This is a genomic window from Marinifilum sp. N1E240, from assembly GCF_009295825.1.
GTDB classification, from domain to species: Bacteria; Bacteroidota; Bacteroidia; order Bacteroidales; family Marinifilaceae; genus Marinifilum_A; species Marinifilum_A sediminis.
Map to the genome: position 1 here is coordinate 213,088 of NZ_WHKF01000001.1, position 14,379 is coordinate 227,466.

A 14,379-nucleotide genomic window follows, 5' to 3' on the forward strand; every position below is an offset into this window, starting at 1 on the left:
CTTGTTTACACTGATACTGATGTTTTCAGAAACTGTATTGTAGTTATCCGCATCAGTTGGTGTAAAAATCACCTCCACAGATTGCATTCCCGCATCAGGAGTAGCAGATGGGTTTGCAAAAGCAAAGCTTCCATCCACATTTGCAGTTCCACCAGTCAGATTGGATTCACTTAAGGTTTGACCATAAGTGATGGCATTTGCCGTTGACCAAACGCCCACACTTGGAGTAGCCTTGTTTACACTGATACTGATGTTTTCAGAAACTGTATTGTAGTTATCCGCATCAGTTGGTGTAAAAATCACCTCCACAGATTGCATTCCCGCATCAGGAGTAGCAGATGGGTTTGCAAAAGCAAAGTTACCATCTACATTTGCAGTTCCACCAGTCAGATTTGATTCACTCAAGGCTTGACCGTAGATGATTGCATCTGCCGTTGACCAAATGCTCACACTTGGCGTTGCTTTCTCAACACTGATGTTGATATTTCCGCTTACTGAATTGTAGTTATCTGCATCGTTTGGCGTGAAAATCACCTCAACAGATTGCATTCCCGCATCAGGAGTTGCCGATGGATTCGCAAAAGCAAAGCTTCCATCCACATTGGCAGTTCCACCTGTTAGATTTGATTCGCTCAAGGCTTGACCGTAGATGATTGCATCAGCCGTAGACCATACTCTAACACTTGGCGTTGCTTTCTCAATACTGATGTTAATATTTCCGCTTACTGAATTGTAGTTATCCACATCAGAAGGCGTGAAAATCACTTCTACGGATTGCATTCCTGCATCAGGAGTTGCCGAAGGATTCGCAAAAGCAAAGCTTCCATCGACATTTGCAGCACCACCAGTCAGATTGGATTCACTTAAAGTTTGTCCGTAGGTGATGGCATCAGCCGTAGACCATACGCTCACACTTGGCCTTGCTTTTACAATAGTGATGTTAATATTTCCGTTTACTGAATTGTAGTTATCCGCATCGTTTGGCGTGAAAATCACCTCAACGGATTGCATTCCTGCATCAGGAGTTGCCGATGGATTTGCAAAAGCAAAGCTTCCATCTACATTTGCAGTACCACCAGTCAGGTTTGATTCACTTAAAGTTTGTCCGTAAGTGATTGCATCAGCCGTTGGCCAAAGGCTCACACTTGGCGTTGCTTTCTCAATACTGATGTTAATATTTCCGCTTACTGAATTGTAGTTATCCACATCAGAAGGCGTGAAAATCACTTCTACGGATTGCATTCCTGCATCAGGAGTTGCCGAAGGATTCGCAAAAGCAAAGCTTCCATCTACATTTGCAGTTCCACCAGTCAGATTTGATTCACTTAAAGTTTGTCCGTAAGTGATGGCATCTGCCGTTGGCCATACGCTCACGGTAGAATTTGCCTTACCAACACTGATGTTGATATTTCCGCTTATTGAATTGTAGTTATCCACATCGGTAGGCGTAAAAATCACCTCAACAGATTGCATTCCCGCATCAGGAATTGCCGAAGGATTTGCAAAAGTAAAGCTTCCATCCACATTTGCAGTTCCACCAGTCAGATTGGATTCACTTAAAGTTTGCCCGTAAGTGATTGCATCTGCCGTTGACCAAAGGCTCACTGTAGAATTTGCCTTACTCACACTGATCGTGATGTTTTCAGAAACTGAATTGTAGTTATCTGCATCGTTTGGCGTGAAAATCACCTCAACAGACTGTGTTCCTGCATCAGGAGTTGTCGATGGGTTTGCAAAGGCAAAGTTACCATCTACATTTGCAGTTCCACCAGTCAGATTGGATTCACTTAAAGTTTGTCCGTAGGTGATTGCATCTGCCGTTGACCAAATGCTCACACTTGGCGTTGCTTTCACAACACTGATGATAATATTTCCGCTTACTGAATTGAAGTTATCCGCATCGTTTGGCGTAAAAATCACCTCAACAGATTGCATTCCCGCACCAGGAGTTGCTGCAGGGTTTGCAAAAGCAAAGCTTCCATCCACATTTGCAGTACCACCAGTCAGGTTTGATTCACTTAAAGTTTGTCCGTAGGTGATGGCATCAGCCGTAGACCATACGCTCACACTTGGCCTTGCTTTTACAATAGTGATGTTAATATTTCCGTTTACTGAATTGTAGTTATCCGCATCGTTTGGCGTGAAAATCACCTCAACAGATTGTATTCCCGCATCAGGAGTAGCAGATGGGTTTGCAAAAGCAAAGCTTCCATCCACATTTGCAGTTCCACCAGTCAGATTGGATTCACTCAAGGCTTGACCGTAGATGATTGCATCTGCCGTTGACCAAATGCTAACACTTGGCGTTGCTTTCTCAACACTGATGTTGATATTTCCGCTTACTGAATTGTAGTTATCTGCATCGTTTGGCGTGAAAATGACCTCAACAGATTGCATTCCCGCACCAGGAGTAGCAGATGGGTTTGCAAAAGCAAAGCTTCCTTCCACATTGGCGGTTCCACCTGTTAGATTTGATTCACTCAAAGTTTGTCCGTAAGTGATTGCATCAGCCGTTGACCAATTATCAACAGTAGGTGTTGCTTTATTAATCGTTAATTTACCTGGTACATAAGTAATGTCGTAGTGTGGAGAACTTAGGCCAGAGGCTACGATATTTTCATCTTGTACTTCAAAACTTAAAGTTCCTTCTAGATCATCAGCAGTATGGTTATGAACAAAGCCTTCATATGTAACAGTAAAATCTGGTAAAGGATCTCCGTAAGTCATACTGGCATTTTGAACTGTAATGCTTAGAGGATGTTGAATAGGATCTACCGTTACAGTGAATGAAAATACATCGCTCGTATATTTTCCATCCGAAACCTGCGCTTTAATCTGTAAATCTCCATAATAGAATGGATCAGGAGTAAGTGTGGAATTACTTATTGTGTAATTATCTCCACCCAGATAGGTAAAGCTATATATCGCAGCCGGATCTTCATCTTCATCTTTTACAGTAAACCATTCGGGAAGGAAATTCAAATTGTCATTCTCGTCAAATGAAATATCCTGAACACTTTCTATTAATGGCTGATGAAAGTTGGCTCTTGATAATTGGCGGGAGCAAAGAATTTTGTATTCCCCTCTTTTCAGGTAGTATTGCTGACTGGTGCTTGATACATTTATATTGCTGCCATCTTCAAAATTGTACCATGTACCTGTGCTTCCAAAATGTGGAGTAATGTTCCCATCGTTCTCACTAAAATTTCCAATTACAATTAACTGAAATCCTTCATCAGATTTTGTTTTGCCATTTAAGGTAATTCGTTTCATAGTACCGGAAATGTCAAAATCCTGAGCTGTATCGTTGTTGTAAAGCGTGTAAGTATTTCTAAGGTGCAGCAAGTCGGCATAAAATTCATACATACCCTTACGCTGTTCATTTTCGAAATAATCCCAGCGCACTGGTTTTCTTCCAGTTCTGCCATTGTAATCAATGCTGTAATCGTAACCCAACTCGCCAAACTGCCAAATCATTCTGGCTCCAGGCAGCAATAGGTTAAAGGCAGTGGCAGCCTTTAGTCTTGGAATGATGATTGCCAATTGTTCATTTGTTGGTTCCTGGTAAAGGTCGAATGATCCGGCGTTTATATCCCTGCCATATTTCATTGCTTTAAAAGCCAAACGTTCCTCATCGTGGCTTTCCATATAACTCATGAGGTTGGCATATTGGTAGGACTTGTTTCTGTAGTATGCTTCAGAAATGTTTACATTGTTACTCCATCCCATAGCCATTTCTTCGTATTTTTCAGAGATGCCTTTACCTCCCCACATCATGATTCCATCGTTGGCCAGTTCACTGTCTTCGCTGGCATCAGCCAAATGTTCGAATATGGTAATAACACTCGGGTGCTTGCTTCTCATGGCACCAACCATTCTTTTAAGAATGCCAATGCGCTGAGCATCGTAAGAACTTCCCCAGCTATCGGCAGGATAACTTGTATTGCTGAATCCTTTGGTAAAGTCAAATCGGAATCCGTCGAAATGGTATTCCTCTATCCAAAAATTAAGGATGGAATCTACCAGGTGTTGAGTGTGTTCGCTTGTATGGTTAAAATCGGCACCCCAATGCGCTCCCGGGTTTTGAAAGTTGTGTTCTTCATTGTACCATGGATTGTTTACAGCCGGACGGTTATCTGTATCGTTCCAATACATCTTAGCCAAGGGACTTGAGTAAAAAGAATGATTTAATACCATATCGTTAATAACAGCAATGCCTTTTTCATGGGCAGCATCAATGAAACTTTTCAGATCTTTTTTGGTTCCATAAGCCTTATCTGGAGCAAAGTAAAAGTTGGGATTGTATCCCCAGCTGTCGTTTCCTTCGAACTCACTTACCGGCATCAAATGAATGCAGTTGATGCCCATATCTTTTAGATATTCCAGTTTTTGAGCAGCAGCCTTGTAGTTGCCTTCAGTGGTGAAATCACGGATGTGTAGTTCATAAATATTTAAGTCGTTATGAGACGGAACAGTAAAATTATTGACTTGCCACTGGTATGAAGATTGTCCGGTTTGAAGAACAGAAGCACGGTCGTTGGCTTTTCCACTTGGATAGGCAATCAGCCCCGGATAAGTTGTAGATGAAATGTATTGATCATCCGGATCGCTTACCTTTTCGGTATATGGATCTGCAATTTGTAAATAACCATCAATCAAGTATTGGAATACATACTCTTGTTCAGCTGTTAAATCTTCCAAAGTAATCCACCAGTAATTGCCATCAGTTGTTTTCTTCATTTTGCTGGCTTCACTTGCAGTCCAGTTGTTAAAATCACCCAATACATGGACTACCGATTTGGAAGGAACAGATCGGTTGGCATATACATTTCCGTAACCATCTTTGTAAGTGATAGAAGTAGGAGTATGAAGAACAAGTGTTGCTTTGGTATCGTTATCTTCCAATCCGGATCTGTTTTTGTGATAGATAATTCCTTTTTCTCCGGGCTTAATCCATGAAGGAAGATCTTCCACAATAACGGAAGAATAAACATTCATCTCAATAGTCTTCTCTTTGCCAACGCTTCCGTTGGTACCCCGAATAAGAATTGTATGAGCTCCTGCTGTACTGAAACTATGGTTTACAGTACTTGTGGAAACATCTGTTTCGATATGAATGGACTGATTATCTGCCAGTATTTCAATATTTGAGATTTCAGAAGTGGTGAAATTGATTTCAAAGGAAGATCCTGCCTCAACTGTTCTTTCCTGAGCAATTGGGTGAAGGATACTGATATGAAATTCAGGGTCAGTTTCCAGATAATAATCTTCATCCTCTTCATTTTTCTGGACCTTTGATCCATCCTGATTTCTGAAAAGTAAACCAATTCGGAACAGGTTTTCGTTCGTATCACTGATTCCAAAGTAAATTGATGGTGTTAAGGTAATTTGCCATACTCCAGTTGAGATTTCGGTTAGTTGTCCGCTTGTATTGTCACCCCATTGTGATTGACCTACATAATCGGCTGTACTGTTTCCCGGTCCCGAAGTCACCGCCCAGCTGTGCATATAGATTTGGCCTTCATCTTGTAGTTTTTTACCAGTAGCAAGGTCCGGTCGAAAGGTAATAGTAATTTCATCAGATATTTTTGGTAAGGCAGGACTTATCTCAATCCAATCGGGGATGGTGGCAGCTTGAAGAGCTAAAGAGAAATTCGCTCCACTATTGTCCTCTTTCAAAGTTCCGTCAGCTGATCTAAAGAGAAATTCTAATCCGCTTACTTCTTCTCCTGGAAGTAAGTCTGCAAAATCAGATGTTGGTGTAAAACTGAAGATCCATTGATTTGCTGAACTTCCCTGAGTCATAATTCCAACATTATCATCTTCTCCCCAGTTGCCTATCCATTCATTTTTACCCGATGTAGTGCTTACACCATAATGCAGATAAACTTTTGAGGCATTTTCCAATGCAGTTCCTTTGGCATTAAAAGTGATGCTTACCTGCTGGTCAGCAGAAGGATTTTCAGGTGAGGTAACAAGCATAGGAGGATCGGCAATCGTTATGCTTATTGTATAGTCTTTGGTTGAATTGTTTTCCGCGGTAACCGTATATGTTTGTGGATTTGTAAAATCTCTTTCAACGCCTGAAAGTGGAGAGATAGAAGCCTCCGGTGATACTTCAATAGTTGGAGTCACCTGGCTTAGGCCTATACTTGTATTGTAAGGTAATACCAAACTAACTGTATTGTCACCTATAGTGGCCTCGATATCATCAACTGTAAATAGGATTATGTCCTTAGCGATACTTAATTGGGTTACCGAAGCTGTATATGTACTTTCTGAACCGTCTTCAGCTGTTACTACATACTGAACAGGGGAAGAAAAATCTTGTGCAGTACCCGATGCTGGTGATATTGTAGCATGCTCTGAAACTTCGATTACCGGACTTAGACTGGTAATGTCTGTTTCTGCAGGGATTTGAATTGAAATCTGGTCACCAGAGATTTGAGCACCTTGACCGTTAATTGCAAAAGAAGTAATCTCTTTTCCGGAATGGAAAACATGTGCTTCGGTGAGTGTTAGTTCAAAGTTTCCTGTTTCGTTGTTACCTCCAGGATCATATTGATTTCTAAATTTTAGATCAATACTGTAAACCGTTGTACCTTCAGTCAGGGAGAAATACTCTTTAGGAGTGATGGTTTTTTTCCACACTTTTGTTCCTTCATGGGCGGTCATTTCCTGACTGTCATTCAGATTTGAAAAAGCATCATTTATATTTTTCCAGTGACCAGCAGTTGTATTTACTCCTGCATGCAAGTAAATTTTGGCTTCCCCATCGGTCCAAAAAGAAGAACTTTCTTTATCGAAATAGATGGTAATTTCGTTGTTGATGGTTGGATTGGCAGGTTCAACCCATACTGTTTGGGCTATTCCGTTCAGGAGATATCCTGTAAGTAAAATAAAAAGAAGTAAAGATTTTCTCATATGTTATAATTGTAGGATTAGATGAGAGTCAAAAATAAGATTATGAGTGGCTTAAGTTGTTTCTATCGTTTGCGAAGTGGTGAGATATTCCTGCAAACGATACCGCAAACGTTTTCTGTTCTTTTTATTTTTGATGAATGCAGTATTATATGTCAGATGGTTAAGGTTTCAAATGGTACTATTGTACAATGGGCATTCATAGAAACTGTTTTTTGAGTATAGATTGCAGTTGAGATGTCGGATAATACTCATTTTATTACAATATTCAGAAAAGAAAAAGACGATTAGCTCGTTATTTATATTGTTTTATTACATTTGTTTATACCAAATGAATGAAATCGTTGTGCCAAAACGAGGCTTAAAAAGATACACTAACTATGGGAAACAAATTAAATGATCCGATTGCAAGATTAATGGGTTTGCGTTACAAGTCACACCCTTGGCATGGATTAGATGTTGGAGACAATGCACCGGAATCGGTAATGGCTTTTATCGAGATGGTTCCAACAGACACAGTTAAATACGAAGTCGATAAAGTAAGTGGTTATCTAAAAATTGATAGACCTCAGAAATATTCGAATGTAATTCCTGCATTGTATGGGTTTTTACCACAAACCTATTGCGGTAATTCTGTAGGAGAATACTGTAGCGAGAAATCGGGTAAAAAAGATATTAAAGGAGATGCAGATCCTTTGGATATTTGTATCCTGACCGAAAAATCGATTTCTCATGGAGATATTATTGCTGAAGTTCGTCCAATTGGGGGCTTTAGAATGATTGATGGAAATGAGGCTGATGATAAAATTATTGCAGTGTTGATTAACGATGCTACTTACGGTTCATTTACAGATATTAAATGCATGCCAGATGTAATTGTAGATCGTTTGAAGCATTATTTCCTGACCTATAAGGATATGCCGGGATTGGATCGTCAGGCTGAAATTACGCATACTTATGGTGTTGAAGAGGCACATGAGGTAATTGTTCGTTCGATGAACGATTACAAAACTAAGTTTGAGAATTTGGAAGATATCCTAAAGCACGTATAAAAATGAATAATTGGTAATTATCAATTTATAATTACATAAGATATAGAAAGCGATGACTCTGAAATGGGTTATCGCTTTTTTGTTGATGTTAAGTGATTGATGAGGCAAGTTTTGGAAATTGTTAAGCGGTAGTTAAATGTTGTTGTAATTTAATCTAAATAAGAATTTTGACTGGTAAAAACTTGCACAATTCACAGATATGTGCGAGATTAAGAATCCTAGTATGAATTTTAAAATTAGAAGATTAGAATGAAGATAATTATAGATACCGAACGATTATACCTCAGAGAAATATTACCTACCGACGATGAAAGCATGTTTGAAATGGATTCCGATCCTGAAGTATATAAATTTTTAGGACGAAAGCCCATTCGTGACATTGGACAAAGTCAGGATATGATTGAGAATATTCGAAAGCAATACAAAGAAAATGGGATAGGTCGTTTGGCAATTATCGAGAAGGAAACGGATCAATTTATTGGCTGGACAGGTTTTAAATTGGAGAAAGGAAATTATAACGACTACAGCAACTTTTACGATTTGAGATTTCGATTACTTCGTAAATATTGGGGTAAAGGTTATATTACCGAAGCTACAACAGCAGCCATAAAATATGCATTCGAAGAACTAAAGATTCCTGAGATCTGTAGCATGACATTAATTAGTAACCAGAAATCACAGCATGTTTTGGAGAAATTAGGCTTTAAGTTGTTGGATAAATTCAACTATCAGGGTGATGAAATTACCTGGTACAAGAGAATTAATAAGGAGTAATTTTCCTTCTATTGCAGAAGCGATTGTTTTAATCACCCCCAGCTATAGCTGAGGGTAAAATGATAAAGTAGTTTATTAATTCATGTTGCCTCGGGTTTCAACCCGAGGAATATTATTCTTTCTTTTTTGGTAAAGCGTGATAAGTTTTAGTCACAATCTTCCACCCTGTCTCAAATTTCAATAGTGACAAATAATCGATAAATTTAAGTTCATCGCCTTCGTAAAAATCAATTTTAGCGACAGCAGCTTTACCAGTCACATCAATAAATTGATATTTTATGGTGGTCAATTCATTCTGGAAAGAATATTTTAGCTTTTTACTTTTTTTACCAGATTCAGCATACTGAATCCAATTGTAGATAGGAGTTTTATGCATGATATCACCAGTATGTCCTACACTAAGTAAAGAAAATCCGGGGTGAAATCCTTTGTTGACAGCATCAAGATCAGTGTTGTTGCACAAACCATCAACATAAGCGTTTTGAATAATTTTTTTAATCAATTCCTTTTCCTTATCAACATCATTTTCTTGTGCTATTAGTAATGTGAAAGATGAGAAAAGAAGGATTGCGAATACGAGTGTTTTTTTCATTTTGGGATGTTTTATTATTAGTTATACTTAAAGATAATCTTTCATTCTTTAGATTTTAACTTTCTCGAAAATATGAGGTTTTGCATTGTAAAGCATGGATACTTGTTCACTTACACTCATGTTTGTTTTTTTAAGCCCCTTTAGGGGTTTGGGGTTAGTAAGGTGTTCCATATTCTCTACTCATACCTCAAACTCTCTACAGGATTTCTTTTCGCAGCTTTCCACGATTGCCAGCTTACTGTAATCATTGCTATCGTTATTGCCACGATTCCTGCTAGTGCAAATATCCACCAACTCAATTCAATTTTATAAGCGAAATTTTCCAACCATTTGTTCATGCTGTACCACGCCAATGGAAACGCAATTAGTAGTGCTGATAGGATCCACCATAATAAATCCTTATTCAACATGTTCACAATTTCCAGAGTTTTGGCACCATTGGCTTTTCTTATACTAATTTCTCTTTTTCGGGCTTGAGTCATAGATACTGATACAGCTACTAAACCAATGCAAGCAATTAAAATAGAGAGTATAGCTAAGGAGAGTAGAAAGTTTCGTTGGTTGATATAGTGTTTGTATCGGTGCAGATACAAATCATCAATGAAATGATATTTAAAATCATAATTTGGAAATAGTTCATTCCAGGTAGCTTGAATTTCTGGTAAGCTTCGAGAAAGAGCTTCCGGACTAAATCGAATACTGATACAAGAATTCACCATGTTCTGATACAGAAGTACCATAGGCTTTTCTTTCTCATTCATGCTGGTCAAGTGAATGTCCTTACAAACACCAACAATTTCTCCATTTGGGAGAAGTTTTTTATAGTCAAAATCAAATTCAAATTTTCTGTTTAGAAAATCATCTGCCGGTAGATCTTGTTGAATGTGTTGAATTGCAGACTCATTGAGAATGTATTGCTTCTTGTCCGGATCGGGATCAAAATTGTTTCCGGCAATGAGTTTAATCTTGTAGAAATCAAGAAAATTATGATCGCAGGTTAAGACATTCAATCTTTGTTTAGAGAATTTTTCTTTAGTTATACCTTCCAGGTTATAGTAAAAAGCATCCATAGTTTCGCCTCCTGGCTCTTCCATGGCGCTGGTTACATCCTCGATTCCTGAAATTTGTAGCAACTTATTTTTAAAAACAGTATAATCTTCAATTACAGAGTGCGATAGGTTGGTAATGTTTAAAATGTTCTGATCATTTCCACCAATTCTCTTTGTCATTATCAAATTTACCTGACTTTGAATCACAAAAGTTGAAACCAATAAACCTGTTACAATGGCAAATTGAAGAAATAAAAGAATACCACTTACTCTTTTCTTAGAGTGGGATGCCGGGCGTCGACCATTTCTATTAATCGTATTCGAATAAAACTTATGCCTCAGAACAGGAAAAGTTCCAATAAGAGAACCACAGATGATTAATAGTAACACTATACCAGCGAGTGGTAAGATAATTCCCGAAGAAATTGAAAATTCAGGCAATGAGAACACCTGTTGAAAATAGGGATATACAATTCCAGCCAGTGTCAAGCCCAATAAAACCGAAAAACCAACAATGATTATATTTTGCCACAAAGCCATCATAGAAATGTGATACAATTTGCTACCAAACAGATGATGAACTAAAATGTTTTTAGATCGTTTTTCAACTGATACCACATTTAGGTTCGTAAAATTAAGAAAGGCAACCAGTACAATTAAGATAGCCAGAACCACAAGTATTTTAATATTCTTGATATCCCCATTGATTTCTAATTCCCGATCTTTATGGCTGTGTAAATGAATATCATGAAGCTTCTGGAGGTGTAGTGTGTTGTATTTTGCATTTTCAGCTTCAAAATGTTTCTTTTTAAAGTTGGCAAGCTGCTCATTTATCAAATCCAAACTATTTGGATTTTCAAGCAAGAGATAGGTATAATTCCAATTTGAATAATTGTCTTGATTTTCAAGTGAAGTAAGAATTTCAGGATGAAAATGTGCTTGAACTGGAGCATCCTTCATTACACCTACAATTGTGTAATCGAAGAATTGCGTAATTTGCTGATGTTCCAGAGATATTTTTTTACCAATTGGATCTTGATTGGGAAAGTATTTTTTTCGAATCGATTCCGAAATGACAGCTTGCTTTCCTGAATTTAGAATGTTTTTTGGATTCCCCAGCAGCAAGGTATCATTGAAAACCGTGAAATAATTCGAATCGGTAGCAAATGCTCCTTTACTGTAGAACTTATTTTCGCCAATTTTTACTGCACATGTCCTGAAAGGAGAAAGTCGTGCCATGCTCTTTACCTCAGGAATATCATCAACCAGGTATTGAATGCCGGAATATCTTACTCGGGCAAAATGACTAGTAAAGTCATCTCTGTTGTATTCTATTGTGAAACGTGCAATACGATCGCTATTTGTAAAATACCTATCGAATCCGCTTTCAAATTGTATATAGTAAAGAATTAAAAATACAGAGGCAAAGGATACCGACAATCCAATTAGATTTGTGATGCTATAAGCTTTCTGTCTAAGGATATTTCTTATTGCGTATTTGATTGTATAAAAGTTCATAAATTCTACAGATTAATTATTCATACCTCAAACTTTCTACCGGATTTCTTTTTGCAGCTCTCCACGATTGAAGTGAAATGGTCAAAGAGGCATTAGCTATTGTTATTATCCCCGATAGAGCAAAAACCCACCATGAGAGTTCTGTTTTGTAGGCAAAATTTTCCAGCCATTTGTTCATCACATACCAGGCAATAGGGCAAGCAATAACAAAGGAGAGTATGATCCATTTCAATAAATCTTTGTTGAACATGTTGATGATTTGCCAGGTTTTGGCTCCATTTACTTTTCGTACTCCTATTTCTTTGGTTCGTTGATGAATAACGAAACTTGCAATTCCCAATATTCCTAATAAACTTACCAGTAAGGCTAGCAATGAAAATACTTCGGTGGTGTTTTTCAAATGAATCTCATCCTGATATTTACTTTGCAAAATATCATCAAAAAACTGATAGGAGAAATCTCTGTTATCTCTATGCTTCTGATATGTTTCTTTTATATAGTTAATGGTTTCTAATTGCTGATAGCCTGAAATTTTAATATTCATTGTCATGATATTTTCAGGAGAATTCATGAGTACCAAAGGTTCAATTCGATGATGAAGAGGTTTAAAATGAAAATCTTTAACAACACCAACAATAACTTCATCTCCAATTCTTTGTCCGATAGGATCATTAAAGCCAAATAACTTTTCAGCAGTTTCGTTAATTACTATTGGAAAAGAAAGTTTTTCTTGTTTTTGCGTATTTTTTTCTTTTTTGTGTTCTTTCCAATATGCTTCGTAATCCATTTTTAGAAATTGTCCTTTTGTTATTTCCAATTGATAATTTTTTGCAAAATTTTCATCGGTATGAATTACCGAAACAGTGATACTGTCTCGCTTACCATTTTTGTCTATCGCGTAATTTGCACGCCAAGAATACTCAATTGGAGCATAGGTACTGGCTGATACACTTGTAATATTTGGATTTTGGAGCAATTCATTTTTAAAAGCTTCACTATCATACCACAATCCGGTAGGAACAACAAGCATGTTATTGTGACTTAATCCTAAATCTTTTGAGTTGATAAAGTAAAATTGCTTGATTAAAATTCCGGAGGATATGAATGAAAATATGGCAATGGAAAACTGGATCACAATCAAGAGCTTTAACAAACCAGATTTGTTGCCAGTTATATTTTGTTTGTTGAGAATTAAAGTAGGTCTTAAATTTGATAGGTACAATGATGGATATAATCCGCCAACCAATGCTGTGAAAAAGGTCAGGACAATTAAGTTCAAGAGTAATTTAGAGGAAAGGTGAAAGTGAAGATTTTGTCCTGTTAATTGATTGAATTGAGGCATGAAAATCCAACTTAAAACAATAGCTAGAATAGCTGCAATAAAGGTTTGAATTAAGGAATTACTCATGAACTGGATCAACAAATGAATTCGTTTGGCTCCATTTACCTTTTGTATTCCAATTTCCTGTGCTTGTTCACTGTAACGAGCAGTGGAAAGAATTGAGAAGTTTAAGATTACCATTATCAAAATCAGCAAGGCTAATCCCGAAAAAATCAAGACATATTTATAACTGCTAATATGTTGATCAAGAATATTTGGTGTATAATCAGAATGCAGGTGAATATCTGCAATGGGTTGAAACAGGAGTTTATCTGTTTTGTTCGAGTATCTGCTAATATGATTGCTTACTTTAGCAAGAAATGAATCATCGATTAATGCATTTTTCCCGAGTTTTATATAGGTCCTAATCCAATAGGAATCACCCCAAAGATTTAGATAATGACTAGTTGAAAGAAGTTGCTTCGATACCAAAAAATCAAAACTAATATGACTGTTTGATGGGACTTTAAGAACGGCTCCAACGGTATAAATTATTTCGTCGTATTTGTCACTGATAATTTTCTTTCCCAAGGCTGATTCCAATCCAAACAATTTGTGCGCAATTTTCTCAGACAATACAATGTTGTATTTGTTTTCGAATGCACTTTCTTTGTTGCCTTCGATAAAAGTGAAGCCATTAAATATGTCAAAGAAACCTTTATTTGTGTAGCACTTACGGGCTTCTATTTTTCTGTTTTTATTATCGACATATAAAGGAGCATCTTCCGATGAGGACATGAGAAATGTAGCCGCTTCAATTTGTGGATAATCCTTCTTTAATGTTCCGGCAATTGGCTGATAAGATCTACTTGATTTTACAATATCTTCTCCGGCTTTTGACAAGGTAAGAACACGATAAATTTGATTGTAATCTGAATGAAATTTATCGAAGTTTAGCTGATTGTACACCCAAAGATAGATCAGTAAAGAAGCCATTATTCCAATGGTAAATCCGGTAAAGCTTACCAGAGTTAGAATTGGCTTTTTTAGCATCGATCGGAAAATGATTTTAAAGGTTTGCTTCATCTGTATGTCTTGTCAAGTAAGATTAGAGGAAGGTTCACGGGAATAAAATCCCATGAACCCAATTAT

6 protein-coding genes are annotated in these 14,379 nt (G+C 37.3%); 2 read left to right on the plus strand and 4 right to left on the minus strand.

Translation table 11 applies throughout. The features are described from left to right. Window positions 1–6,924, minus strand: a 6,924-nt coding sequence (locus GCQ56_RS00910) for an alpha-amylase family glycosyl hydrolase (protein WP_152733289.1), incomplete at its 3' end; no start/stop codon positions are given. A 377-nt stretch (window positions 6,925–7,301) separates the two neighbouring features. Here GCQ56_RS00910 and GCQ56_RS00915 point away from each other — a divergent pair. Together GCQ56_RS00915 and GCQ56_RS00920 are read left to right on the plus strand one after the other, a co-directional pair. After that, a complete protein-coding gene (locus GCQ56_RS00915; RefSeq protein ID WP_152732511.1) occupies window positions 7,302–7,973 on the plus strand; it encodes an inorganic pyrophosphatase in 672 nt (223 codons plus the stop codon). 249 nt (window positions 7,974–8,222) lie between these two features. Next, complete coding sequence (locus GCQ56_RS00920) at window positions 8,223–8,747, plus strand: GNAT family N-acetyltransferase (protein WP_152732512.1); 525 nt, start codon at window positions 8,223–8,225, stop codon at window positions 8,745–8,747. 112 nt (window positions 8,748–8,859) lie between these two features. Here the strand turns inward: GCQ56_RS00920 and GCQ56_RS00925 are convergent, their stop codons facing one another. From GCQ56_RS00925 to GCQ56_RS00935, 3 genes are all read right to left on the minus strand, one after another. Then, the gene (locus tag GCQ56_RS00925) at window positions 8,860–9,339 is read right to left on the minus strand and encodes a nuclear transport factor 2 family protein (RefSeq protein WP_152732513.1); all 480 of its coding nucleotides are present in this window, start codon (window positions 9,337–9,339) and stop codon (window positions 8,860–8,862) included. Between the two features lie 176 nt (window positions 9,340–9,515). Further along, window positions 9,516–11,906 carry an ABC transporter permease gene (locus tag GCQ56_RS00930; protein WP_152732514.1) on the minus strand — a complete coding sequence of 797 codons (2,391 nt, stop codon included), beginning with the start codon at window positions 11,904–11,906 and terminating at the stop codon, window positions 9,516–9,518. 16 nt (window positions 11,907–11,922) lie between these two features. Further along, window positions 11,923–14,313, minus strand: coding sequence for an ABC transporter permease (locus GCQ56_RS00935; protein ID WP_152732515.1), 2,391 nt, complete (start codon window positions 14,311–14,313; stop codon window positions 11,923–11,925). Window positions 14,314–14,379: the final 66 nt, after the last annotated feature.

Coding starts and splice junctions, on each gene's coding strand:
- GCQ56_RS00935 (WP_152732515.1), bottom strand. CDS start 14,313: ATGAAGCAAACCTTTAAAATCATTTTCCGATCGATGCTAAAAAAGCCA.
- GCQ56_RS00930 (WP_152732514.1), bottom strand. CDS start 11,906: ATGAACTTTTATACAATCAAATACGCAATAAGAAATATCCTTAGACAG.
- GCQ56_RS00920 (WP_152732512.1), top strand. CDS start 8,223: ATGAAGATAATTATAGATACCGAACGATTATACCTCAGAGAAATATTA.
- GCQ56_RS00925 (WP_152732513.1), bottom strand. CDS start 9,339: ATGAAAAAAACACTCGTATTCGCAATCCTTCTTTTCTCATCTTTCACA.
- GCQ56_RS00915 (WP_152732511.1), top strand. CDS start 7,302: ATGGGAAACAAATTAAATGATCCGATTGCAAGATTAATGGGTTTGCGT.